The 25,611-nt window shown below is 39.7% G+C and carries 31 protein-coding genes and 1 pseudogene; all 32 read left to right on the top strand.

Features of this window, described 5'->3' with window-relative positions; all coding sequences use genetic code 11:
• Positions 1-34 precede the first annotated feature (34 nt).
• Positions 35-391 carry a hypothetical protein gene (locus HT685_RS06520; RefSeq protein WP_049524265.1) on the top strand — a complete coding sequence of 119 codons (357 nt, stop codon included), beginning with the start codon at positions 35-37 and terminating at the stop codon, positions 389-391.
• A gap of 201 nt (positions 392-592) precedes the next feature.
• On the top strand, positions 593-757 hold the full coding sequence (locus tag HT685_RS06515; RefSeq protein ID WP_173226109.1) for a hypothetical protein: 165 nt from the start codon (positions 593-595) through the stop codon (positions 755-757).
• On the top strand, positions 754-1,158 hold the full coding sequence (locus HT685_RS06510; protein WP_173226111.1) for an immunity protein: 405 nt from the start codon (positions 754-756) through the stop codon (positions 1,156-1,158). Before HT685_RS06515 ends, HT685_RS06510 begins: the two co-directional genes overlap by 4 nt.
• A gap of 58 nt (positions 1,159-1,216) precedes the next feature.
• A complete protein-coding gene (blpZ, locus tag HT685_RS06505) occupies positions 1,217-1,465 on the top strand; it encodes an immunity protein BlpZ (protein WP_049524266.1) in 249 nt (82 codons plus the stop codon).
• Positions 1,466-1,495: 30 nt separating this feature from the next.
• On the top strand, positions 1,496-2,107 hold the full coding sequence (locus HT685_RS06500; RefSeq protein WP_173226113.1) for a type II CAAX endopeptidase family protein: 612 nt from the start codon (positions 1,496-1,498) through the stop codon (positions 2,105-2,107).
• Between the two features lie 160 nt (positions 2,108-2,267).
• Positions 2,268-3,062 (top strand): phosphotransferase family protein, encoded by a 795-nt coding sequence (locus HT685_RS06495; RefSeq protein ID WP_000363006.1) that lies wholly within the window; start codon positions 2,268-2,270, stop codon positions 3,060-3,062.
• On the top strand, positions 3,059-3,694 hold the full coding sequence (gene trmB, locus HT685_RS06490) for a tRNA (guanosine(46)-N7)-methyltransferase TrmB (RefSeq protein ID WP_016399197.1): 636 nt from the start codon (positions 3,059-3,061) through the stop codon (positions 3,692-3,694). Before HT685_RS06495 ends, trmB begins: the two co-directional genes overlap by 4 nt.
• A 126-nt stretch (positions 3,695-3,820) precedes the next feature.
• On the top strand, positions 3,821-4,300 hold the full coding sequence (gene rimP, locus HT685_RS06485; protein WP_001808916.1) for a ribosome maturation factor RimP: 480 nt from the start codon (positions 3,821-3,823) through the stop codon (positions 4,298-4,300).
• Between the two features lie 43 nt (positions 4,301-4,343).
• A complete protein-coding gene (gene nusA / locus HT685_RS06480) occupies positions 4,344-5,480 on the top strand; it encodes a transcription termination factor NusA (RefSeq protein ID WP_173226115.1) in 1,137 nt (378 codons plus the stop codon).
• Between the two features lie 21 nt (positions 5,481-5,501).
• Positions 5,502-5,795, top strand: coding sequence for a YlxR family protein (locus tag HT685_RS06475; protein ID WP_000857561.1), 294 nt, complete (start codon positions 5,502-5,504; stop codon positions 5,793-5,795).
• Entirely contained in the window at positions 5,788-6,087 is a 300-nt protein-coding gene (locus HT685_RS06470) for a YlxQ-related RNA-binding protein (protein ID WP_172931527.1), read from the top strand. The genes HT685_RS06475 and HT685_RS06470 overlap by 8 nt, the downstream gene beginning before the upstream one ends.
• Before the next feature lie 16 nt (positions 6,088-6,103).
• Entirely contained in the window at positions 6,104-8,989 is a 2,886-nt protein-coding gene (infB, locus tag HT685_RS06465) for a translation initiation factor IF-2 (RefSeq protein WP_173226117.1), read from the top strand.
• A 166-nt stretch (positions 8,990-9,155) separates the two neighbouring features.
• Positions 9,156-9,506 (top strand): 30S ribosome-binding factor RbfA, encoded by a 351-nt coding sequence (rbfA, locus tag HT685_RS06460; RefSeq protein WP_001273601.1) that lies wholly within the window; start codon positions 9,156-9,158, stop codon positions 9,504-9,506.
• A 171-nt stretch (positions 9,507-9,677) separates the two neighbouring features.
• Entirely contained in the window at positions 9,678-10,181 is a 504-nt protein-coding gene (locus HT685_RS06455) for a hypothetical protein (protein WP_173251402.1), read from the top strand.
• Positions 10,182-10,201: 20 nt separating this feature from the next.
• Positions 10,202-10,759: a hypothetical protein gene (locus HT685_RS06450; RefSeq protein ID WP_173226121.1), complete on the top strand. Its 558-nt coding sequence runs from the start codon at positions 10,202-10,204 to the stop codon at positions 10,757-10,759.
• Between the two features lie 12 nt (positions 10,760-10,771).
• On the top strand, positions 10,772-11,881 hold the full coding sequence (locus HT685_RS06445; protein ID WP_173226123.1) for an SPFH domain-containing protein: 1,110 nt from the start codon (positions 10,772-10,774) through the stop codon (positions 11,879-11,881).
• 261 nt (positions 11,882-12,142) lie between these two features.
• Positions 12,143-12,922: a hypothetical protein gene (locus tag HT685_RS06440; RefSeq protein ID WP_173226125.1), complete on the top strand. Its 780-nt coding sequence runs from the start codon at positions 12,143-12,145 to the stop codon at positions 12,920-12,922.
• Between the two features lies 1 nt (position 12,923).
• Positions 12,924-13,106 (top strand): hypothetical protein, encoded by a 183-nt coding sequence (locus HT685_RS06435; RefSeq protein WP_173226127.1) that lies wholly within the window; start codon positions 12,924-12,926, stop codon positions 13,104-13,106.
• Complete coding sequence (locus HT685_RS06430; RefSeq protein WP_024058070.1) at positions 13,103-13,255, top strand: hypothetical protein; 153 nt, start codon at positions 13,103-13,105, stop codon at positions 13,253-13,255. The genes HT685_RS06435 and HT685_RS06430 overlap by 4 nt, the downstream gene beginning before the upstream one ends.
• Positions 13,256-13,371: 116 nt before the next feature.
• On the top strand, positions 13,372-13,605 hold the full coding sequence (locus HT685_RS06425) for a DUF1858 domain-containing protein (RefSeq protein ID WP_173226129.1): 234 nt from the start codon (positions 13,372-13,374) through the stop codon (positions 13,603-13,605).
• Positions 13,605-14,939: a DUF438 domain-containing protein gene (locus HT685_RS06420; protein WP_173278984.1), complete on the top strand. Its 1,335-nt coding sequence runs from the start codon at positions 13,605-13,607 to the stop codon at positions 14,937-14,939. The genes HT685_RS06425 and HT685_RS06420 overlap by 1 nt, the downstream gene beginning before the upstream one ends.
• Before the next feature lie 9 nt (positions 14,940-14,948).
• Complete coding sequence (locus tag HT685_RS06415; protein ID WP_000119706.1) at positions 14,949-15,203, top strand: DUF1912 family protein; 255 nt, start codon at positions 14,949-14,951, stop codon at positions 15,201-15,203.
• Positions 15,204-15,298: 95 nt separating this feature from the next.
• A complete protein-coding gene (locus HT685_RS06410) occupies positions 15,299-15,694 on the top strand; it encodes a helix-hairpin-helix domain-containing protein (protein WP_000038635.1) in 396 nt (131 codons plus the stop codon).
• Between the two features lie 283 nt (positions 15,695-15,977).
• Entirely contained in the window at positions 15,978-16,556 is a 579-nt protein-coding gene (locus HT685_RS06405; RefSeq protein ID WP_173226133.1) for a flavin reductase family protein, read from the top strand.
• Entirely contained in the window at positions 16,543-17,100 is a 558-nt protein-coding gene (locus HT685_RS06400) for a GNAT family protein (protein ID WP_173226135.1), read from the top strand. The genes HT685_RS06405 and HT685_RS06400 overlap by 14 nt, the downstream gene beginning before the upstream one ends.
• 26 nt (positions 17,101-17,126) lie before the next feature.
• The gene (locus HT685_RS06395; RefSeq protein WP_240148091.1) at positions 17,127-18,557 is read left to right on the top strand and encodes a beta-carotene 15,15'-monooxygenase; all 1,431 of its coding nucleotides are present in this window, start codon (positions 17,127-17,129) and stop codon (positions 18,555-18,557) included.
• A gap of 297 nt (positions 18,558-18,854) precedes the next feature.
• Positions 18,855-20,096 (top strand): hypothetical protein, encoded by a 1,242-nt coding sequence (locus tag HT685_RS06390; RefSeq protein ID WP_173251398.1) that lies wholly within the window; start codon positions 18,855-18,857, stop codon positions 20,094-20,096.
• Between the two features lie 213 nt (positions 20,097-20,309).
• A complete protein-coding gene (locus HT685_RS10140) occupies positions 20,310-21,044 on the top strand; it encodes a GNAT family N-acetyltransferase (RefSeq protein ID WP_345789535.1) in 735 nt (244 codons plus the stop codon).
• Positions 21,044-21,622, top strand: a complete 579-nt coding sequence (locus HT685_RS06375; protein WP_173226141.1) for an AAA family ATPase — start codon at positions 21,044-21,046, stop codon at positions 21,620-21,622. Before HT685_RS10140 ends, HT685_RS06375 begins: the two co-directional genes overlap by 1 nt.
• The gene (locus tag HT685_RS06370; RefSeq protein WP_173226143.1) at positions 21,615-24,266 is read left to right on the top strand and encodes a valine--tRNA ligase; all 2,652 of its coding nucleotides are present in this window, start codon (positions 21,615-21,617) and stop codon (positions 24,264-24,266) included. Before HT685_RS06375 ends, HT685_RS06370 begins: the two co-directional genes overlap by 8 nt.
• 80 nt (positions 24,267-24,346) lie before the next feature.
• Positions 24,347-25,438, top strand: coding sequence for a DNA cytosine methyltransferase (locus tag HT685_RS06365; RefSeq protein WP_173226145.1), 1,092 nt, complete (start codon positions 24,347-24,349; stop codon positions 25,436-25,438).
• Positions 25,419-25,579: pseudogene (locus tag HT685_RS10350) on the top strand (hypothetical protein); the annotation flags it as partial. The gene HT685_RS06365 and the pseudogene HT685_RS10350, both read left to right, overlap by 20 nt.
• Positions 25,580-25,611 lie beyond the last annotated feature (32 nt).

Genomic DNA, 25,611 nt, shown 5'->3' with positions numbered 1-25,611 from the left:
CAATTAAAATGCCATAGTATATGAGGTATCCTATATGAATAAGAAATCCTTTTTTATCATCTGTTCTACGTTGATCATAGCATCAAATCTTCTCATGATTTCCGTGGTGAACAAGGGAGAAGAAACAGGGGGCAACCTGTTTGTGATTGCTATAGCCTGTGTTTTGCTGCCAGCCTTTTTATATGCAGTTGAAAACAGACTTACTTCAATGGTAAGAGTAGAATCAATACTCCTGATTCAGTTGACAGTTATATCCCTACTCCGTCTTATCAACAGAATAGGGAGTACGCCTGAAATCCTCAACATTATCATTACCCTTATCGCTTTGGCAAGTGGGACAGCTGCTATCCTTATTGCGATTATGAGAATATATGAAAACATACGGAAGTAAGGCTGAATAGCTTTCGATTTTGTATTTTCACATTGTTAAGTTCCCCTAGGGCAAGTATGTTTTTCATGCTTGCTTTTTAAATTTTTTAACAATTCAAGATGTTTTGATGACCATTTATGATTTGAGTGATCCAAGGTCAAAATGAGTGCTATACTAACAGTGTAAAGGTTCTTACTCAACAAACATTCAGGAGGAAATCTTATGAAGAAAAAAATATTTGTCATTTTCATCTTGTATCTGATCATGTCCATCTTTCTATATCCGCTTAGGGAGAGTGCTTGGTATCAGCTATTTTATACCATAGCCTATGTGATTGCATTTATGATTTATTTTGCTTTAATGAAAAAGAAAGGAGCAAAGAAATGAAAGCTTTTCTTGCTAAAAAACGGAACATCTTCCTTACGAGATTGTTCCTAGGGCAGTTGCCCTTGCTTGTCTCCACTTATCTATTTCTATCTCGTCAGTTTTTAAATTTTTCCTTGGTCTTCCAATTTCTCTTAGTGGTTATTAACTTGGCTTCGATTTTGGTTACTGTTTACCTCACTAGGGAGATGAGGATAAGAGAGTTTGAAGATGATGATTTGGTTAGTCCTAGAACCAATCAACTTATGTTCATCGGTTTGACAGGCTTTATGTCTATTATCTGTTTGTATAGAGGTATAACAGCAGGAGAATTCTATCAACAATTAATTGCCTATATTGGCGCTATTCTCTGCTTGCTTATCATGCTTCTGCTCATTTGGGGCTTGAAGTATTATAAAAAGTAGAGGAAGAACTTTCTTCTTAATATGGAACTAGTCTATAGTCTGACAAGGGGAGGTCATCATGTATAAACACTTATTTTTCCTAGATTCCAAAACCTTAGACTGGTTGACACCTTATATTTTGGTCTTGGCTTCTGACACCATTGCTTTTAACGTTTTTGTGCTAACCTTTGTATCTGTGGTGGTCTTTTATTTCCTAAATCCCATGTTATCTTTAATGGCTATATTCTTAGGGGCTGGCTATGTGGTCGGGTTTTGGTTACTCAAATGGTTTGTTTTGGAAAGACTAGCACTAAAGGATGACGTGTAGAGAAGTTTGTTTCTTGAGGAGAATAATTTTATGGAGTTTTTTGATAAATTTCATGCCTTGTGCTTTGGATTTTTAGTACTACTAATCGTCATTACAGTTCCTTATACGATTAATCATGGGGATTTTTTTCAAAATGAATCTGCATTGATTATTGTAAGTCTTCTAGTAACCTCTCTGAGTGTTGCTTATGCTAGAAAGTTTGAAATGATTTCTTTTGGGATGTTAAGCAGGAAACAACTTTTACTTTTCATTGCAATCTTTCTTCTAAGTGTGCTTGAGACGCTGGTTTATATTCATTTCTTCGCTATTTCTTCTGGCGCAGGAGTTCAACACTTGGCGGAAGTCAGCAGAGGAATTTCCCTGTCTTTGATTTTGACTTCCTCAGTTTTTGGACCCATCCAGGAGGAACTCATTTTCAGAGGACTTCTTCAAGGTGCGGTTTTTGACAATTCTTGGTTAGGGCTTGTGCTAACTTCCTCACTCTTTTCGTTCATGCATGGTCCTTCTAATGTCCCTTCGTTTATTTTTTATCTACTTGGGGGCTTGTTACTGGGCTTTGCTTATAAAAAAAGCCAAAACCTATGGGTTTCTACTCTAGTCCATATGTTTTACAACAGTTTGCCACTCTTAACTTATTTCTAGAAATCATGAAAGGTAAGCAGAAGACGGTGCTTGCCTTTTTCTTTCTATAATGATACCCAAGCCAATCCAGAGGCTTTTCTTTGAGAATCGGGCGTGGAGCGGTTGACGAATAGACCAAAAACTAGTAGAATAGTAAGGAAACTTTATACGGAGGAAAGAAATGGATTTGGGTGATAATGAGCTAACACTGACTCCCATACCTGGGAAAAGTGGCAAGGCTTATATGGGTAGCTATCCTGATGGGAAGCGCATCTTTGTAAAAATGAACACCTCTCCAATCCTACCTGGTCTAGCTAGAGAACAAATTGCTCCACAATTATTATGGAGTCGCCGTTTGGCAGATGGGCGTGATATGTGTGCTCAAGAATGGTTGACAGGCAAGATATTGACCCCCTATGATATGAATCGTAAGCAAATCGTCAATATTTTAACCCGTCTTCATCGCTCACGTCCGTTGATGACACAGTTGAGTCGTTTGGGCTATGCCATGGAAACACCTGTAGATTTACTACAGTCTTGGCAAGAAACGGCTCCAGATGCTTTGCGTAAAAATCATTTTATCAGTGAAGTGATGGCTGATTTACGTCAGACTATTCCAGGATTTAGAGAGGACTATGCGACCATTGTCCATGGAGATGTACGACATAGTAATTGGATTGAGACAGATAGTGGCTTGATTTATTTGGTAGATTGGGATTCGGTTCGCTTGACCGACCGCATGTTTGATGTGGCCCATATGCTCTGCCATTATATTCCAGAACATCAGTGGAAGGAATGGTTGACCTACTACGGTTACAAGTACAATCAGACGGTATTAAGTAAATTGTATTGGTACGGTCAATTGTCTTACTTGAGCCAGATTTCCAAGTATTATATGAACCAAGATTTAGAAAATGTCAATCGGGAGATTCATGGCTTGCGTCACTTCCGAGACAAGTATGGAAAGAGAAGATGAGAGTTAGAAATCGTAAAGGGGCCACAGAATTACTAGAGGCAAATCCCCAGTATGTGATCCTCAATCCCCTAGAAGCTAAGGGAAAATGGCGGGACTTGTTTGGAAATGATAATCCCATTCATGTGGAAGTAGGAAGTGGAAAGGGTGCCTTTGTTTCAGGGATGGCAAAGCAAAACCCGGACATCAACTATATCGGGATTGACATTCAAAAGTCTGTTTTGAGCTACGCTTTGGACAAGGTGCTTGAAGTTGGAGTACCGAATATCAAGCTCTTGTGGGTAGATGGTTCTGACTTGACTGACTATTTTGAAGACGGTGAGATTGATCGCTTGTATCTGAACTTTTCAGATCCTTGGCCTAAAAAACGCCATGAAAAGCGTCGTTTGACCTACAAGACCTTCTTGGATACCTTCAAACGTATCTTGCCTGAAAATGGAGAAATTCATTTCAAGACGGATAACCGTGGCTTGTTTGAGTACAGCCTAGTGAGCTTTTCTCAGTATGGCATGAAGCTCAATGGTGTCTGGCTTGATTTACATGCCAGCGATTTTGAAGGCAATGTCATGACGGAATACGAGCAAAAATTCTCCAACAAGGGGCAAGTTATCTACCGAGTTGAGGCAGAATTTTAAGAAATAGCCTGAAATCAGGCTGTACAAGTGCTTTTGCTTTACATAAGTTAGCAAATGTGCTATACTAAGAGTAAGAATATGAGAAAGTGAGGCGGGGAAATATCTTCGCCTCTTGCTTATGAGGAGGTGGACGCAATCGCAACAATCGTAGAATTAGTCAGAGAAGTTGTAGAACCTGTCATAGAAGCTCCTTTCGAACTCGTGGATATCGAGTATGGAAAGATTGGCAGTGACATGATTCTCAGTATTTTTGTAGATAAACCTGAAGGAATTACCTTGAACGACACGGCAGACTTGACAGAAATGATCAGTCCTGTCCTAGACACCATCAAGCCAGATCCCTTCCCAGAACAATATTTCCTAGAAATCACCAGTCCAGGCTTGGAACGTCCTTTAAAAACCAAGGATGCCGTTGCTGGAGCGGTTGGGAAATACATCCATGTCGGGCTCTACCAAGCCATTGATAAGCAAAAGGTCTTTGAAGGAACCTTGTTGGCCTTTGAAGAGGATGAGTTGACTATGGAATATATGGACAAGACACGTAAGAAAACTGTCCAAATTCCATACAGTTTAGTATCAAAAGCACGTTTAGCAGTAAAATTATAGAAAAAGAAAGGATAGCTTTTGAGAATTCAAAAGTGAAGAAAACATGAGTAAAGAAATGCTAGAGGCCTTCCGCATTTTGGAAGAAGACAAGGGAATCAAAAAAGAAGACATCATCGACGCAGTAGTAGAGTCGCTTCGTTCCGCTTATCGCAGACGCTATGGTCAATCAGACAGTGTAGCTATTGACTTCAACGAAAAAACAGGTGACTTTACAGTTTATACTGTCCGTGAAGTAGTTGATGAAGTATTTGATAGCCGTTTGGAAATCAGCTTGAAAGATGCTCTTGCTATCAATTCAGCCTATGAGCTTGGTGATAAGATTAAGTTTGAAGAAGCGCCTGCTGAGTTTGGTCGTGTAGCAGCCCAATCTGCCAAACAAACCATCATGGAAAAAATGCGCAAGCAAACACGTGCCATCACTTACAATACTTACAAAGAACATGAGCAAGAAATCATGTCTGGTACAGTAGAACGCTTTGACAACCGCTTCATTTATGTCAACCTTGGCAGCATCGAAGCCCAATTGTCAAAACAAGACCAAATCCCTGGTGAAGTTTTTGCTTCTCATGATCGTATTGAAGTGTATGTCTACAAGGTTGAAGACAACCCTCGCGGTGTCAACGTCTTTGTTAGCCGTAGCCATCCAGAAATGATCAAACGCTTGATGGAGCAAGAAATTCCAGAAGTTTATGACGGAACTGTTGAAATCATGAGTGTGGCTCGTGAAGCTGGTGACCGTACGAAGGTTGCAGTTCGTAGCCATAATCCAAACGTAGACGCTATCGGTACAATCGTTGGACGCGGTGGTGCTAATATCAAGAAGATTACTAGCAAATTCCACCCAGCTCGTTACGATTCTAAAAATGACCGCATGGTACCAATCGAAGAAAATATCGATGTTATCGAGTGGGTAGCAGATCCAGCTGAATTTATCTACAATGCCATCGCTCCTGCTGAGGTTGACCAAGTTATCTTTGATGAAAACGACAGCAAACGTGCCTTGGTGGTTGTTCCTGATAACAAGCTTTCTCTTGCTATCGGTCGTCGTGGGCAAAACGTTCGCTTGGCAGCTCACTTGACTGGTTACCGTATCGATATCAAGTCTGCTAGCGAATTTGAAGCCATGGAAGAAGCTGGTTCGGTAGATTTGGAAGCAGAAAACGATACTGTAGAAGAATAAAAGCTGCTAGAGGAGGGAAAGATGAAAACGAGAAAAATCCCTTTGCGCAAGTCTGTTGTGTCTAATGAAGTGATTGATAAGCGAGATTTGCTCCGCATTGTCAAGAACAAGGAAGGACAAGTCTTTATCGATCCGACAGGCAAGGCTAATGGCCGCGGCGCTTATATCAAGCTAGACAATGCAGAAGCCCTAGAGGCGAAAAAGAAGAAGGTCTTTAACCGCAGCTTTAGCATGGAAGTGGATGAAAGCTTTTATGATGAGTTGATCGCTTATGTGGATCACAAAGTGAAAAGAAGAGAGTTAGGACTTGAATAAGCAAAAGATAAGCAATCTCTTGGGACTTGCTCAGCGAGCAGGGCGGATTATATCGGGTGAAGAATTGGTGGTCAAGGCTGTTCAAGACGGCAAGGCCAAGTTGGTCTTTCTAGCCCATGATGCTGGACCCAATCTGACCAAGAAGATTCAAGATAAAAGTCATTATTATCAAGTAGAAATTGTAACCGTGTTTTCAACACTGGAATTAAGCATAGCAGTCGGAAAATCGAGAAAGGTTTTGGCTGTAACAGATGCTGGATTTACAAAGAAAATGAGGTCTCTTATGGAATAGAAGAGGAGGACATGATTTGTCTAAGAAAAGATTGTACGAAATCGCAAAAGAGCTTGGAAAAGAAAGCAAAGAAGTTGTAGCGCGTGCAAAAGAGTTGGGCTTGGATGTGAAAAGCCACTCATCAAGTGTGGAAGAAGCTGTCGCTGCAAAAATCGCTGCCAGCTTTAAGCCTGCAGTTGCTCCGAAAGCAGAAGCAAAACCTGCAGAACAAAAATCAAGTGCAGAAAAGAAAGCCGAAAAATCTGAGCCAGCTAAACCAGCTGTAGCTAAGGAAGAGGCAAAACCTGCAGCCCCAAAAGCAAGTGCAGAAAAGAAAGTCGAAAAGTCTGAACCAGTAAAACCAGCTGTAGCCAAGGAAGAGGCAAAACCAGCTGAGCCAGTCGCTCCGAAAACAGAAAAAGTAGCGGCTAAACCGCAAAGTCGTAATTTCAAGGCTGAGCGTGAAGCACGTGCTAAAGAGCAGGCAGAGCGACGCAAGCAAAATAAGGGCAATAACCGTGACCAACAACAAAACGGAAACCGTCAGAAAAACGACGGCCGCAATGGTGGAAAACAAGGTCAAGGCAACCGCGATAATCGTCGCTTTAATGACCAAGCTAAGAAACAGCAAGGTCAGCAAAATCGTGGAAATGAGCGCCGTCAACAAGGGGACAAACGTCCAAATCAAGCGGCTCCACGTGTTGACTTTAAAGCCCGTGCAGCAGCCCTAAAAGCAGAGCAAAATGCAGAGTACGCACGTTCAAGCGAGGAACGCTTCAAGCAGTATCAGGCTGCTAAAGAAGCCTTGGCTCAAGCTAACAAACGTAAGGAACCAGAGGAAATCTTTGAAGAAGCTGCTAAGTTAGCTGAACAAGCGCAACAAGCACAGCAAGTTCAAGCAGTGGTTGAAGTCGTCCCTGAGAAAAAAGAACCTGCAGTGGATACACGTCGTAAAAAACAAGCTCGACCAGACAAAAATCGTGACGATTATGATCACGAAGAAGATGGTCCTAGAAAACAACAAAAGAATCGAAGTAGTCAAAATCAAGTGAGAAATCAAAAGAATAGTAACTGGAATAACAACAAAAAGAACAAAAAAGGCAATAATAAGAACAACCGTAATCAGACTCCAAAACCTGTTACAGAGCGTAAGTTCCATGAATTGCCAACAGAATTTGAATATACAGATGGTATGACCGTTGCGGAAATCGCAAAACGTATCAAACGTGAACCAGCTGAAATCGTTAAGAAACTTTTCATGATGGGTGTCATGGCCACACAAAACCAATCCTTGGATGGAGAAACTATCGAACTCCTCATGGTGGATTACGGTATCGAAGCCAAACAAAAGGTTGAAGTGGATAATGCCGATATCGAACGTTTCTTTGTCGAAGATGGTTATCTCAATGAAGATGAATTGGTTGAGCGTCCACCAGTTGTAACTATCATGGGACACGTTGACCACGGTAAAACAACACTCCTAGATACCCTTCGTAACTCTCGTGTTGCGACAGGTGAAGCAGGTGGTATCACTCAGCATATCGGTGCCTACCAAATCGTGGAAAATGGCAAGAAGATTACCTTCCTTGATACACCAGGACACGCGGCCTTTACATCGATGCGTGCGCGTGGTGCTTCTGTTACCGATATTACTATTTTGGTCGTAGCGGCAGATGACGGGGTTATGCCTCAGACAATTGAAGCTATCAACCACTCAAAAGCAGCGAATGTTCCAATTATTGTAGCCATCAACAAGATTGATAAACCAGGTGCCAACCCAGAACGCGTTATCGGTGAATTGGCAGAGCATGGAGTTATGTCAACTGCTTGGGGTGGAGATTCTGAATTTGTTGAAATCTCAGCTAAATTCAACCAAAACATCGAAGAATTGTTGGAAACAGTCCTTCTTGTGGCTGAAATCCAAGAACTCAAAGCAGACCCAACAGTTCGTGCGATCGGTACAGTTATCGAAGCACGCTTGGATAAAGGAAAAGGTGCGGTCGCAACCCTTCTTGTTCAACAAGGTACCTTGAATGTTCAAGACCCAATCGTTGTCGGAAATACCTTCGGTCGTGTCCGTGCCATGACCAATGACCTTGGTCGTCGTGTTAAGGTTGCAGGGCCATCAACACCAGTTTCAATTACAGGTTTGAACGAAGCGCCAATGGCAGGTGACCACTTTGCTGTTTACGAGGATGAAAAATCTGCGCGTGCAGCCGGTGAAGAGCGTGCCAAACGTGCCCTCATGAAACAACGTCAAGCTACCCAACGTGTCAGCCTTGAAAACCTCTTTGATACGCTTAAAGCTGGTGAACTCAAGTCTGTTAACGTTATCATCAAGGCTGATGTACAAGGTTCTGTTGAAGCCCTTTCTGCCTCACTTCAAAAGATCGACGTGGAAGGTGTCAAAGTGACCATCGTCCACTCAGCTGTTGGTGCCATCAATGAATCTGACGTGACCCTTGCTGAAGCTTCAAATGCCTTTATCGTTGGTTTCAACGTACGCCCTACACCACAAGCTCGTCAACAAGCAGAAGCTGACGATGTGGAAATCCGTCTCCACAGCATTATCTATAAGGTTATCGAAGAGATGGAAGAAGCCATGAAAGGGATGCTTGATCCAGAATTTGAAGAAAAAGTTATCGGTGAAGCAGTTATTCGTGAAACCTTCAAGGTATCTAAAGTGGGAACCATCGGTGGATTCATGGTTATCAACGGTAAGGTTACCCGTGACTCTAAAGTCCGTGTTATCCGTGACGGTGTCGTTATCTATGACGGTGAACTTGCTAGCTTGAAACACTACAAAGACGACGTCAAAGAAGTTACAAACGGTCGTGAAGGTGGATTGATGATTGACGGCTACAATGATATCAAGATGGATGATGTGATTGAGGCGTACGTCATGGAAGAAATCAAGAGATAATAGAGAAACGATAGCCGATTTGACTCGTCGTCAACAGCGCCTTGATGAACCCTCAGTTCTATCTAAGGCTTGTTTCCTAGATTCAAATGGCTCTAGTTCCTCTATCTAATAAAAATAGCTAGGTCTGCTGGCCTAGCTTTTGGTTCAAAGTAGAGAAAGGAATATCATGGCAAATCATTTCCGTACGGATCGTGTGGGCATGGAAATCAAGCGTGAAGTCAATGAGATTTTGCAAAAGAAAGTCCGTGATCCGCGTGTCCAAGGCGTGACCATCACAGATGTTCAGATGCTGGGGGACTTGTCTGTTGCCAAGGTTTACTACACCATTTTGAGTAACCTTGCTTCGGATAATCAAAAAGCTCAAATCGGGCTTGAAAAAGCAACTGGTACCATCAAACGTGAACTTGGTCGCAATTTGAAATTGTACAAAATCCCAGATTTGACCTTCGTCAAAGACGAGTCCATCGAGTATGGAAACAAGATTGACGAGATGCTACGCAATCTGGATAAGAACTAAAGAAGAGGGGAGACCCTCTTTTTTGGTGGGGGAAAATAGGTGGAATTTGAAATGGAAAAATATTCTTTTAAAAAAGGGATTCTGTATTTTTTAATGTTATCTAATCAGAAAATGCTTTTTTTTTTAGGAAATATGATATGATGATTTCATAAATAAAAGGAGATTCTATCAATGAATAACATAAAAAAAGTTTGTCGTTTAGCTTTGCTATGTCTTTCCGTTTCTACTCTAGTTGCTTGTAGTTCTCTTTCTGAAAAAACAAGTAGCTCTTCTAGTGAGAATCAAACAGAAGCTTCATCTAGTAGTTCTGAGAAGAAAGGGTTGTTTGCTAAAGCAAAAGAAAAACTCAGTTCAAGCGATTTTAACCCACAAGATGTTAGCGATACGACAATTGAGTCTATAAAAACCTATGAAGATTACTTGATTATGAATGAGAAAATAATCGATAATTACTATACAGAAGCAGATGAAGCCTTTAAAGGGACTGTTTTAGAAGATAGTGCTGCTATCCAAGAACTAAAAGATAGCACTAAAAAAGAGATGGAAGATTTGAAAAAACAATATGGTCCACTAAAGAAAGCACCGATTCAAGGGAAAGAAGAAGTGATTAAGATTTTAAAAGATTATCGTGATAATCTACATGAACAAGTGGAGCAGTGGAAAGCTAGTCTTTAATAGGAAGAGTGGAGTTCAATATGGATTATCAATTATTGCCACATGAATACATGGTTATGAATAGTGACCATGTGAGTTTTGGGAAAAATGGTTTGTCTACAGATGAATTAATTTTAACGAATCTACACTTAATATATATCAAAAAAGGTTTGTGGGGAGGAAAAAAAGACCAAGTTACCATACCCATTAACCAGATTAAAATTTTTGAAGGGAAACCTCAAGTTTCAGTAACCAAAACCAATGGTGTGAAACGGCTGGAAATTTATTATAATGGCGGACAAGCTATCTTTGCATTTAATAATACTAAGGATACTGACAAGTGGGCTAGAAACATTATTAAATTGATTTCAGGTGATACAAGTAATTTTGAAACCTTGAGAGATAGTAGCTTGTTTGGAGCAGATGTTTTAGCAGAAACATTTAAGGATACATTTGACACTTTTAAAGCAGGGCTTGGGATTAAGGGTGCAGAGCCAGAAAAGATTTCAACCAAGTGTAGCTTTTGTGGAGCACCTTTGTCAGGTCAAGTGAAGCAAACAGTTAGATGTGCCTATTGTGATATGGAGCAGAGTTTATAAGGGGGCAATTAAATGGGGTTGATAAAAGCCATCACAGATTCTATTGGTGGGACATTTGCAGATCAGTGGAAAGAAATTATCACAGTTCAAGCTTTTGATGAACATACAGCTGTAAGTCCAGGTATTATTCAAGAAAATAATAATGGTAGGGGTGTCAATACGAAGGGATCTGTCGGTGTTATTTCCAACGGATCCAAGATTTTTATTCCAGAAAATACTGCTGCCTTTATCTTTAGTCAGTCTGGTATCGAGGAAATTATTACAGAACCAGGTGGATATGAATACCAAAATGGTGAGAGCAGTGTTTTTAACGGTGATGGATTGAAAAAGTCACTGTTTGACAATGTTGTTAATCGTGTTGGATTCGGGGGTCAAAGTGATCAGCAAAAACAGATTTGTTTTGTTAATTTGAGAGAAATTCGTGATATTAAATTTGGGACTCGCGGTCCAGTCATGTATAATGATTTGTTTTATGGGACAGATTTAGAAGTACGTGCTTTTGGAACATTTTCTATCCAAATTACAGATGCTAAGCAATTTATCAGAAACTTTCTTCCTGCCAATGTGACTTATTATACCTTTGATAGCGCTCAAGCTAGATCACAAATAGTAACAGAATTTCTTCAATCTTTTATTGTTGCACTTAATTCTTTGTCAACAACTTATCGTATTTCACAATTACCCTCACAAGCTTCAGTTCTTGCAACCCAAGTATCAAATGATGGACAGTATGCAGGGACTTGGAAAGAACGTTTTGGATTTGAGATTGTAAAAGTTGCCATTGCTAATATTGAGTTCTCACCAGAATCTAAGGAATTGGTTAAACAATTTTCATCAAATAAGATGAATTTAAAAGCTTATGATGATGTATCGCAGAAATCTTCTAATATTGCAGCACAACAAAAAATTTCATCAGGAGTGGAGCAACATGGTCTAGGTGATAGTGCAGGGATGATTTTTGGTATGAATATGGCACAAGGTTTAGATGAAAAAGCCATGAAACCAAGTCTATCATTAGATGAGCAAATCGAAGCCCTTACAAAACTAAAATCTCTTTTAGATGCAGGGATACTATCCCAGGAAGAATTTGATCGAAAGAAAAAAGAAATTATGGATTTATAAGATGAAGCTCGAAAGTTCATAGTTAGTGTGTATTCAAGGAACATTTTAGGTGAAACAATAATAGACTATCGTTCACAGATAGAATATCATGTTGTAAAGGTAGAAGTTGAATATTCGAGCTGCCTCTACAAAGACTATTAAAAATCTTTAACAAATAAGTTGCTAAGGATTTTTTGAAAATTTTTGAGGGGAATTTGAAACATACTTTAAAAGAGTATGCTATCGTAGAATATAACTTACAGAAGTAAAAGGAGTTTGTATATGGCTGAACAAGAGTTAGCTATGCAAGTATTACAACAAGTGGTAAAACTACCAGTTGTTAAGGTTGATCGTTCGAAATTTTTAGTAGATAAGTTTTCCAAAGAATTGGATCCACAGGACATCCCTACCTTATTAGAACAAGGTCCAACGTCTCTCTTATCTCAAGAAATCTTAGATCGAGTGGCTAATGCCTGTATTAGGGATAATGTTTTATTGGCGAGTGGAACTTCTGTTTTGGCAGGATTACCTGGAGGGATTGCTATGGCGATTACTATTCCAGCTGATGTGGCTCAATTTTATGGTTTCTCTCTGAAATTGGCTCAAGAATTAGGTTATATTTATGGTTATGAGGATCTTTGGGCTTCACGCGAGGAGTTGAGTGAAGATGCTCAAAATACCCTCTTGCTTTATCTAGGCGTCATGTTGGGGGTGAATGGAACCGCTGCTTTGCTACGTGCTGGTGGTATAACAATTGCCAAACAGGTAATGAAAACAGTGCCTAATAAAGCTTTAACAAAAACGCTTTGGTACCCTATTTTGAAAAAAGTCTTAAAAATATTTGGTGTGAATCTGACCAAGGGAGGGCTGGCCAAAGGAATGGGGAAATTCATACCTATCTTGGGAGGTATCATTTCAGGTGGTTTAACCTTTGCAACTATGAAACCAATGGGGGAAAGCTTGCAGAAAGAATTATCCAAGCTAGTCAACTATAGTGAAGTTCAATATCAAGAAGATGTTGAAACAATCCGAAAAGAGGCTGAAATCCTCGAAGGAGAGTAATATGGGACTCATAAAAATTCTAGCTAAAACTTATGGGAATTACTTTTTGACCGTGCAAGGTGTGAAAGTAATGAGAACGATAAAGAAAGATGACCATGTCGTTGTCGGTCTAGGTAAACTTTTTATTGCAGATAAGTTAATGGATACGGCTCGGTGGCTCATTAAGCCAGAGGAGAAAGAATGAAATTTTTCTGGGCAATTCTTGCCATTCTTTTTATTAAACCGATTATTGGGATTTTGAAATTCTTTTGGATGATCATCTCTTTTGCAGTCCAATTATTGTTTTACAAGATAGTATTTAAGATATTGGATTGGCTCTTTAAACTTATCTAGATGGTAATCCAAGTTGCAGAGAACTAGCAGGAACTACACTGCTAGTTTTTTAATCTCTTTCCATATGGTATAATATAAGCAGTAAAATCATTTTAGAACATACAATGGAGGTCGTCATGGACAATATCATCGATGTGTCAATTCCCGTTGCAGAAGTGGTGGACAAGCATCCAGAAGTCTTGGAAATTCTAGTGGAGCTGGGTTTTAAACCCCTTGCCAATCCCTTAATGCGCAATACAGTTGGTCGCAAAGTATCGCTTAAGCAGGGGTCTAAGCTGGAAGGAACTCCTATGGACCAGATTGTCCGCACGCTGGAAGCAAACGGCTACGAAGTGATTGGATTAGACTAATGGCAGATGAACGGATTCATGTCCTGCGGGATATTTTGTTAGAATTGCACAATGGTGTCTCTCCTGAGTCGGTTCAGGAGCGTTTTGATGCGACCTTTGCGGGTGTCTCAGCCATAGAGATTTCCCTCATGGAGCACGAGCTGATGAACTCGGACTCGGGCGTCACATTTGAAGATGTCATGGAACTCTGTGATGTCCATGCTAATCTTTTTAAAAATGCTATTAAAGGTGTCGAAGTAGAGGATACCGAGCATCCAGGTCACCCAGTTCGGGTATTTAAGGAAGAAAATCTGGCCCTCCGTGCGGCCTTGATTCGCATTCGTAGATTGTTAGATACCTATGAGTCTGTGGAAGATGAAGAAATGCTTGCGGAGATGCGCAAGGGTTTGGTCCGTCAAATGGGGCTTTTGGGACAATTTGACATCCACTACCAGCGCAAGGAAGAGCTCTTCTTTCCTATCATGGAGCGCTATGGACACGATTCACCTCCTAAGGTCATGTGGGGAGTGGATGACCAGATTAGAGAACTCTTTCAAATAGCTCTAACGACAGCCAAGTCATTACCAGAAGTGCCTATTAGCAGTGTGAAGGAAGTTTTTGAAGCCTTTGCGACAGAGTTTGAAAGTATGATTTTCAAGGAAGAGTCCATCCTTCTCATGATTCTCCTTGAGTCCTTTACTCAGGATGACTGGCTTCAGATTGCGGAGGAGAGTGATGCTTATGGCTATGCCATCATCCGTCCGTCTGAAAAATGGGTGCCAGAACGTCAAAGCTTTATTGAGGAAAAGAGTGCAGAGGAACCTGTGCAACTAGACACGGCAAAGGGTCAAACTCAACAAGTTATCGATACACCAGAAGGTCAGTTCACCATTACCTTTACCCCTAAGGAAAAAGAGGCGGTGTTAGATCGCCATAGTCAACAGGCTTTTGGCAATGGCTATCTCTCCGTCGAGCAGGCCAATCTCATCCTCAATCATCTCCCTATGGAGATTACCTTTGTCAATAAAGACGATATTTTCCAGTATTACAATGACAATGCGCCAGCTGATGAGATGATTTTCAAACGGACACCGTCCCAAGTTGGACGGAATGTTGAACTTTGCCATCCACCTAAGTACTTGGACAAGGTCAAGACTATCATGAAGGGTCTTCGTGAGGGAACCAAGGACAAGTATGAGATGTGGTTTAAGTCTGAGTCGCGAGGCAAGTTTGTCCACATCACCTACGCAGCAGTGCACGATGAAGAGGGAGAATTCCAAGGTGTGCTGGAATACGTTCAGGATATTCAACCCTACCGTGAGATTGACACAGACTATTTTCGTGGATTAGAATAAGGAGAAAAAATGAGTTACGAACAAGAGTTTATGAAGGAATTTGAAGCTTGGGTCAATACCCAAATCATGATCAACGACATGGCGCACAAGGAAAGCCAAAAAGTCTACGAAGAAGACCAAGACGAGCGTGCCAAAGATGCCATGATTCGCTACGAAAGCCGCTTGGATGCTTATCAGTTCTTGCTCGGTAAGTTTGAAAACTTCAAAGCAGGCAAGGGATTCCATGATTTGCCAGATGGATTGTTTGGTGAGCGAAATTATTAAACGAGATAGATTCTTGATTTTTTACTAAAATCTTGATAGAATATTTATATTAAATCCTTGTCAGAGCAGGGATTTTTTATTGAAAGGATTTTATCATGTCAAAGAAACTCAATCGTAAAAAACAATTACGAAATAGCCTCCGTCGTGCAGGTGCTTTTTCAAGTACTGTGACTAAGGTTGTAGAAGAGACAAAAAAAGTCGTAAAACGTGCAGAACAGTCAGCAAGCCAAGCTGGTAAGGCTGTTTCTAAAAAAGTTGAACAAGCAGTAGAAGCTACCAAAGAGCAAGCTCAAAAAGTAGCCAATTCTGTAGAAGATTTTGCAGCAAACTTGGGTGGACTCCCACTTGATCGTGCTAAGACTTTCTATGATGAAGGCATCAAGTCTGCGTCAGATTTTAAAAACTGGACTGAAAAAGAACTCCTTGCCTTGAAAGGAATCGGCCCAGCTACCATCAAGAAATTGAAGGAAAATGGCATCAAGTTCAAGTAATCTTTCTTGTGCCTTGCATTTCCATCAAAATCTTGCTACAATAGAGCCATTAGAGGTGTTTTGAATCCCACATTTTACAGAAAGTGGCGGTGCTGAGAAGTCCACAAATGTGTCAAAACTAGTTGCTAATGGATGAAAAATTGAAATAAAAGTGTCTTTTTGTTTTAAAGACGAGAGTTGCGGGCAACTGCCCGAAATTGGGTGGTACCGCGGATAAATACATTCGTCCCTGTCATGTAGATGGCAGGGCTTTTCTTTTGCGTCTTAGTCAAAGGAGGTTGTTATGAAGCAATCTTTTAAAACAAGTAAACTCTACTATGGCTTTCCTATCTTCATTTTGGGATATCAGGATCAGAATTTTGGACACAATATTACGACCTGTAGCTCCTCTTATAGCTTGGGAGATTGGCTAGTCATTGGTGTCGGAGCTGAGGAAAATGCGGCTGAGCAAATCAAGCATTACCAGAAGTTTACTGTGAATATTCCTGATGAAAATCTCATGCTCGAGATGGAGCAGGCTGGTTTTATCAGTCATCGGGAGAAATTGAAACACCTGGGGCTAGACTACGAGATTTCTGAACGGACTCAGGCACCGATTTTAGAGGCCTGTTCAGTCGTATTGGACTGTCAGGTAGATCGGATTATTGAGGAAGATGGTATTTGCCACATTTTTGCTAAGATTCTTGACCGACTGGCTAATCCTGAACTCTTGGATGAAAAGGGACATTTTAAAAATGACCGTTTTGCGCCGACTTACTTTATGGGGGACGGCCATCAGCGTGTTTATCGTTATCTAGATAGCCGAGTCAATCCCATGGGAAGCTTTATCAAGAAAGCGAGGAAGAAGGATGGCAAGAACTGAATTACCAGAACGATTAGAAACCGAACGACTCGTCCTACGAGTTCGTACAGTGGCAGATGCTGAGGATATCCATACCTACGCTAGTCTCCCAGAGGTCGCCTATCCAGCAGGCTTTCCTCCAGTCAAAACCTTGGAAGATGAGGTTTACTATCTAGAGCATATCCTTCCCGAACGCAATCAAAAGGAAAACCTCCCAGCAGGCTATGGGATTGTCGTCAAAGGAACCGATAAAGTCATTGGTTCTGTTGATTTCAACCATCGCCATGGGGACGATGTGCTAGAGCTTGGCTATACCCTGCACCCAGACTATTGGGGTCGTGGTTATGTGCCAGAAGCAGCGCGAGCCTTGATTGACTTAGCTTTTAAAGATTTGGGTCTTCACAAGATTGAACTCTCTTGCTTTGGTTACAATACCCAAAGTCAACGAGTCGCAGAGAAACTTGTCTTTACTCTGGAAGCTCGCATCCGAGACCGCAAAGATGCCCAAGGGAACCGTTGTGACAGTCTGATATATGGCTTGCTGAGTAGTGAGTGGGGGACATAAAACAACCATTAGATGAGAGAGAATAAATGAAGTTGATTTGTTATTTTAAACCTAATAATAGATTATGGGGTATTTTTCCCAAAATTCGGGGAATACTTTTGAGGACATTTGCCTATTTACCTTTGATATCAATTGCCTCCGCTTTAGGTTTATCACTATCCCTCTTTTTATTAAGTTTGATTTTCAGCAAGAGCACTGCATTGTCTATTCTAGAAATAATTATTTTTTTATTCTCGTTAAGTTTTTCATTTAAATTACTAGCTAAAAAATTTTTATATAAAAAATATGTTGTTTCTTATTGGATTATTTCTCTTTTGTCCTTAATTCTTTTTTTTATTAATGATTTTAGATTTTTAATATTTTTCCAATTTACATCGCTACTGATATATGTTTTTAACTATACAAGTCAGTTTAATAAGTTAAAAGATTTTCTTTCTAAAAGTATGGAGTCCTTGGCTTTTATAAATACTTTTGATGGAATATTTTGTGGAATGTTGATATACTTTCTCTATAATAAAAATCTAGTTGAATCAACCTTAATAAAATTATATAAATATTTTTCAAATAATTATAGTATACATGAAAATCAATTGGATTACTGGTTTAGCATTGTAATAGTTTTAATAATACCATTTGTATTATCTGTTATAAAAACTGTAGGATCAATCAAGATATTTCAAAAAGTTAATAAAATAGATATCGTAAAGGGAAAGACACTGTGGAATGTATATGCCACGATGCTTATTATTTCGTTTTTATGGTATTATATCTATATTTATTACTTTATTTCTAATGTTATTGATTTTCATTCTGATTTAATAACTGACATTCTTATGTTCAGTTCACTTATTGCACTTTATTTAATATGCTGGTGGATGATTTATAATCTAATTAGACATGGTGCAAAAGATACCAAAGAAGTAATAGCATCATGGTTAATTGGTTCAATCTGTATATTACTGTTAGCAGTATTTAATCAAGTTGAAAATGAATTAATAAATGCTTTAACATGGTTTTTGCCAATTTTAATTCCTAGTCTAATTGGAGAAATAAATTCTCAATTCGATACAAAAAAACATAAGAAAAAACCAATAAGAACTGAGAAAATGGATAGACACCTATATCGAACTCAACTATATGGTTTTCTTACTCTATTAATGTTGAGTATTATTCCAAAGTTAACCGAAATTATTTGGGGTTTAAAGATTAAGAAGAAATTGGTCGAATTTATAACTCCCGAAGCTGATTGGATGTCTGAATTATTTGCCTCAACTATAATTATTTTCGTTTGTTTCATATTATCATTAGTTATTGGGAAGATTATAATTTGGTTATTACAATATTTCTATTTAAACACCTGTAATGGATATTATGTGTATCGTGACAATATGCACAGTATATTAATAAATCGTAGATATAAAAGAAATATTCATAAAAGGAGAAAAAATAATGTCTAAATAACTTTCACCTAAATACACTCCATCCTATGTTTAGGTTGGTCGTTAACAAAACAACTTCATGAAGACGTTCTCAAGACTCAAGGAGTTCAAAAGTCTCAATCTTTTTCGTTCGTGATTCCGACCACCAAATGTAACTGGAAAAACTCTACCTTGGTCAGGCTTGGGGTACAACCTTCAAAGTAAACAAGCTACAGAGAAACTGGAATTCTCCAATAAAGCCTGTATCTGAGACTGTAAGGATTTCTAAGTCAGTTGAGTCGAATCTATTGAAGGATGAATTAGAGGAGAAAATAGATGGCTAAAAAGAAAAATAGAAAAAAAGAATTAAAACGCCAGCAAAAGTTGGATATCAAAGTTATTTCTGAAGAAGAGGCTACCTGGACAGAAATTATGGCCAAAAATCCAACTTTTGTAGAACGTCGGACCATTCAAAATTTCGATGAACTACATACAGCAGTGATGCAATATGCTGATGAACACGGAGAGTATCCAGATGTTCAGCTAATCAATTACCAACTGAAAAATAGGACTTTTGATTGGAATCAGGATCATGCTTTATTTAGAGAAGCTATGCATACTCCGAATACACAGAAGCGAAATAAATTGTTAAAGCAAGTTTTAAAAATAAATCCAGATTATTTTGCGGCTGATTTTCATTTATTATTATCAGAAGTTGAAGATTTTGATTTGTCGACTTTTAAAAAAGTATTGGATTTTGAAATTCTAGTTTTAGAAAAATGGAAAGTGAATGGATACAATAGTTGGAATTATTTTGAAGCACGCCCTATCCTGTCTGCTCTGATGTTTCTGATTGAGTATTATATGATGGAGAACTTCAATTCTAAGGCTATAGAATTGATTGACCTATATTTGAGTAAGCGACCTGAACGTTTTCCTCCTAATTTTGTCTTCTGTATGCTTTCCTTGTATCATATTACTGGTCAGGAACTAAAGGTTGAACGTTTCTATCGTGAAGAATTAAATAAAGGGAAACGGGATGATACCATTCTTATTCATGCCATCATCTCTGCTTTTTCTCAAGGAAAAATTGAGGAAGCAAGTCAGCTATTTGCAAAATTAGTGGAAATCAATGATGAAGCTGTTGAATTCTTTATAGAGGAAGATTGGCAATTCAAGGTTATAGATATAGAAGACCAAGAATGCTATTGTCCAAATTCAGTTGAATCGTTACAAGCTAGTTTGTATCCTCTGTTTGATTATTTACTAGAAAATATTATTTTAACGAAATTTTTAACAAACGAGGCCGAAAAGTTCCGCCGTAAACCAGTATTTTCGGCTCATTCCAGTATGATAAGAAGTTTATCCGAGGTATCCGATTGGCACTCCTTTATGAATGAGGAAAAAATGAAGGGAATTCGGATGGATCTTGTTCACATCTTTGTTGAAAATGGGATTCGTACATCTTCAGATTTCAAAAAATGGACTGAAAAAGAAGTTCTCGCTTTGAAGGGAATTGGTCCCGTAACCGTTAAGAAGTTGAAGGAAAACGGCATAAAGTTTAAAAACGAGAAGTAATTGTTTACTGAAGGGGGGAGGTGAATTGTCTTGAATGAAATTTCTAATTTCATCCTGTATACCACACCCAATGGCCATGTTCAGCTAGATATCCTTTTACAAGATGAAAATCTTTGGTTGACTCAAAAAGGTCTTGCAGAGCTCTTTGGAGTTGAACGAAGTGTCATTACAAAGCACTTGAAAAACATTTATGATAGTGGTGAGTTAGATAAGGTGTCAACTTGTGCAAAATTTGCACAGGTTCAACAAGAGGGAAATAGAGCTGTCCGGCATGAACTTGAATATTACAATCTGGATGCTATCATTTCAGTTGGTTATCGAGTAAATTCCAGTAAGGCTACTCAATTTAGAATTTGGGCAACCAAGACTTTGAAAGAATTTATCATCAAAGGTTTTGTTTTGGATGATGAACGCTTGGAAACAGAACGTCTTGTTTTACGAGTCCGTACAGTGGCGGATGCCGAGGATATTCATGCCTACGCCAGTTTGCCAGAAGTCTCCTACCCTGCAGGCTTTCCGCCCGTCAAGACCTTGGAAGATGAGATTTATTATCTAGAGCATATCCTTCCTAAGCGCAATGAAAAGGATAATCTCCCAGCAGGCTATGGAATTGTTGTCAAAGGGACTGATAAAGTTATCGGCTCTGTTGATTTCAACCATCGTCATGAAGATGATGTACTGGAAATTGGCTATACCTTGCACCCCGATTATTGGGGTCGAGGCTATGTGCCCGAAGCAGCGAGTGCCTTGATTAACCTAGCTTTTAAAGAATTGAACCTACACAAGATTGAATTGTCTTGCTTTGGTTATAATGTCCAAAGTCAACGTGTCGCAGAAAAACTTGGATTTACCCTCGAAGCTCGCATCCGAGACCGTAAAGATGCCCAAGGCAATCGCTGTGATGATTTGAGATATGGCTTGCTGAGGAGTGAGTGGGAGGTAGTTTGATGCACATTTTCATCATTGGGGCTCCGGCTTCTGGGAAAATGACGATTGGTCAAGAGTTATCTCGACTGACAGATGCTACCCTCTTTTATAACCATCAAGCCATCGATTTTGCATTAGAAATCTATCAGGACTTTACAGAGGAAATGTGGGAATTTGTTCGTGGAATCACCTTTTCTTTCCTTGGAGCAAGTGCAAGAAATCAGCGATCAGTAATTTTAACTGACGTAATTGATTTTTCAAATCAGTACCAGCTGATGTATTTAAAGCAAATTCAGGATTTATTGGATAACTTTCATCAAGAGATTCTGTTTGTTGAGTTGGAAACAAGTCTTGAAGAGCGTTTACGTCGAAATCGAACGGAGAACCGGTTGAAGCACAAACCCTTAAAACGACATATTGAGGTATCTGAAAGAGAAATTTTGGAGACTACTGAAACACTTCAATTAAATTCCCAACATCAACCAAATGAGTTGCACCACTACCTTAAAATAAATAATACGAATCTGTCTGCAGAAGAAGCTGCTAAGCAAATTCAAAATAAAATGAACAAAATAGAGAAAGGACAAACACATGTCTAAAGAACTTTCACCTAAATACAATCCAGCCGAGGTTGAGGCTGGTCGTTACCAAAAATGGCTTGATGCCGATGTTTTCAAGCCTTCAGGCGATCAAAAGGCTAAGCCTTATTCAATCGTGATTCCACCACCAAATGTAACTGGTAAGCTTCACCTTGGTCACGCTTGGGATACGACTTTGCAGGATATCATTATCCGCCAAAAACGCATGCAAGGCTTTGATACACTTTGGCTTCCAGGGATGGACCACGCGGGGATTGCGACTCAAGCTAAGGTTGAGGAACGCTTGCGCGGAGAGGGCATTACACGTTATGACCTAGGTCGTGAAAAATTCCTCGACAAGGTCTGGGAATGGAAAGACGAATATGCCACTACTATCAAGGAACAATGGGGCAAGATGGGGATCTCTGTAGACTACTCTCGTGAGCGTTTCACTCTTGACGAAGGTTTGTCAAAAGCTGTTCGTAAGGTCTTTGTGGACCTTTACAAGAAAGGTTGGATCTATCGTGGTGAGTTTATCATCAACTGGGACCCAGCTGCTCGCACAGCCCTTTCTGATATTGAGGTGATCCACAAGGATGTCGAAGGTGCCTTCTACCACATGAATTACATACTGGAAGACGGCTCACGCGCCCTTGAAGTGGCGACAACTCGTCCTGAGACTATGTTTGGGGACGTTGCCGTTGCGGTCAATCCAGAAGACCCACGCTACAAGGACTTGATTGGTAAAAACGTCATCCTCCCAATCGCTAATAAACTCATTCCAATCGTTGGAGACGAGCATGCAGATCCTGAGTTTGGTACTGGTGTCGTAAAAATCACACCTGCCCATGATCCAAACGACTTCTTGGTGGGTCAACGTCACAACTTGCCACAAGTCAACGTCATGAACGACGACGGAACTATGAATGAGCTTGCCTTCGAATTTGCAGGCATGGACCGTTTTGAAGCTCGTAAGGCAGTCGTTGCTAAGTTGGAAGAAATCGGTGCCCTTGTTAAAATCGAAAAACGTGTCCACAGTGTTGGACACTCAGAGCGTACAGGTGTAGTGGTGGAGCCACGTTTGTCTACTCAATGGTTCGTTAAGATGGACCAATTGGCAAAAAATGCTATTGCCAACCAAGACACAGAGGACAAGGTAGAATTTTACCCACCTCGTTTCAACGATACCTTCCTTCAATGGATGGAAAATGTCCACGACTGGGTAATCTCTCGTCAGCTCTGGTGGGGTCACCAAATCCCTGCTTGGTACAATGCTGAGGGTGAAATGTATGTCGGCGAAGAAGCTCCAGAAGGTGACGGATGGACACAAGATGAAGACGTCTTGGATACTTGGTTTAGTTCGGCCCTTTGGCCATTCTCAACCATGGGCTGGCCTGATGTAGACTCAGAAGACTTCAAACGTTACTTCCCAACTTCAACCTTGGTTACAGGTTACGACATCATCTTCTTCTGGGTGTCTCGTATGATCTTCCAATCCTTGGAATTCACTGGTCGTCAGCCATTCCAAAACGTCCTTATCCATGGTCTCATTCGTGACGAGCAAGGACGCAAGATGTCTAAGTCTCTCGGTAACGGGATTGACCCGATGGATGTTATCGAGAAATACGGTGCCGATGCCCTTCGATGGTTCCTTTCAAACGGTTCTGCGCCAGGACAAGACGTGCGTTTCTCTTATGAGAAAATGGATGCTTCATGGAACTTCATTAACAAGATCTGGAACATCTCTCGCTACATCCTCATGAACAATGAAGGTTTGACCCTCGAGCAAGCAACTGCCAATGTTGAAAAAGTTGTCAATAAGGAAGCTGGGAATGTCACAGACCGCTGGATTCTCCACAACCTCAATGAAACTATCGGAAAAGCAACTGCCAACTTTGATAAGTTTGAGTTTGGTGTGGCTGGCCACATCCTCTACAACTTCATCTGGGATGAGTTTGCGGACTGGTATGTTGAGTTGACCAAGGAAGTCCTTTATAGCGACAACGAAGAAGAGAAAGTTATCACACGTTCTGTTCTCCTTTACACTTTGGACAAGATCCTTCGTCTCCTTCACCCAATCATGCCATTCGTGACAGAGGAAATCTTTGGACAAATCTCAGAAGGCTCTATCGTTACAGCTGCATACCCAACTGTTAATCCAGACTTTGAAGACCTTGCGGCCCACACAGGTGTCGAAAGCCTCAAAGACTTGATCCGTGCTGTTCGTAATGCGCGTGCGGAAGTAAACGTAGCACCAAGCAAGCCAATCACCATCCTTGTTAAGACAAGCGATAGCGACTTGGAAGCCTTCTTTAACAGCAATGTCAACTACATCAAACGATTCACAAATCCAGAACATTTGGAAATTGCATCAACCATCCCTGCGCCTGAACTGGCTATGTCAAGCGTCATCACAGGAGCAGAAATCTACTTGCCTCTCGCAGACCTCCTCAATGTCGAAGAAGAACTCGCTCGTCTCGACAAGGAACTGGCTAAATGGCAAAAAGAACTGGACATGGTCGGCAAGAAGCTCTCTAACGAACGCTTCGTAGCCAACGCCAAACCAGAAGTCGTCCAAAAAGAACGCGACAAACAAGCCGACTACCAAGCTAAATACGATGCGACTGTCGCACGTATTGATGAGATGAAGAAGTTGGTGAAATAATGTTAAAAACCTAACCCTATCGGGTTGGGTTTTACATTTGATAGTGTTATAATAAAAAGGAGAAACTTTAGGAGAATACTATGGGGAAAATTGTTGCTATTGATTTATTTAGCGGTGCAGGTGGCACTACAAGTGGCCTTAAAAAATCAGGCATAGATGTTCAAGTTGCTGTTGAAATTGATTCCGTAGCTGTTAAAACTTATAAATTAAATAATCCTGAGGTGTCTGTAATAGATAAAGATATAAATTTAGTATCAGGAGATGAAGTAAAAGAGCATCTTAAAGTTGATACAGACGATAAACTAATGCTTGTGGCATGCCCACCATGTCAAGGTTTTTCAACTATTGGTACTAATGATGAAAATGACGAGAGGAATCAACTTGTTTTTCAATTTCTTCGTTTGATTAATGAATTGAATCCTGATTTTCTATTAATGGAAAATGTTGCGGGTATGACTAGAACAAGAAATGAAAAAATCTTTAAAAAATTTTTGACATCAATCGATAATAATTATAGTGTTATTTATAACATTTTAAATACAGCTGATTATGGAGTTCCTCAATCGAGAAAAAGATTGGTGTTACACGGGATTAGAAAAGAAATTATTGATAACACAAATTTAACTTTGAATTTGCCTTCCAAAACTCATTCAAATATACCAGAATTGAACCTTCTTCCATGGATTAATGCTGGTGTAATAATGGACTTGCCTCCTATTGAAGGGGGTGAAGAATATATTGGAGAAGGTATCTACAATCATGTTGCAAACAAACTATCTAATTTAAATATTGAGAGAATTACTCATATTAGAAATAATGGGGGAAGTAGAACTTCTTTGCCAAAATCTTTAGAATTAAATTGTCATAAAAATCGTTCAGGTCATAGTGATGTATATGGAATATTAGATATCAACAAACCTTCCATTACTATTACAGGAGGATGTATGTCATATTCAAAAGGTAGATTTGGGCACCCAACTCAAAATAGAGCTTTAAGTGCAAGAGAAGCTGCAAGATTACAGTCTTTTGATGATGACTATATTTTTGTTGGAAATAGAGGTCAATTAGCTAAACAAATTGGTAATGCAGTTCCAGTGAAATTAGCTCAAGCTAGTGGAAATTATTTTATGTCGGTTTATAGGGAGATAGCAAATGGACAATCAGATAATTAAGAGTTTAGAAGGAATAACTAAAAATTTTTCTAAAAATAAAAATCAATTTTATCCTTATATTGATTATATACGATTTCCTCATTACAAGAGTTTATCATTAAATTCAAGGATAAATTTTAATTTCCCTATTACTTTATTAGTTGGTAGAAATGGAGTAAATAAAACTTCAATTT

Origin of the sequence: Streptococcus sp. 5004 (assembly GCF_013276755.1) — a bacterium.
In the GTDB taxonomy this organism is placed as follows: Bacteria; Bacillota; Bacilli; order Lactobacillales; family Streptococcaceae; genus Streptococcus.
The sequence above is the reverse complement of the archived record's forward strand: the minus strand, read 5'-3'. Positions and strand labels throughout refer to the sequence as shown.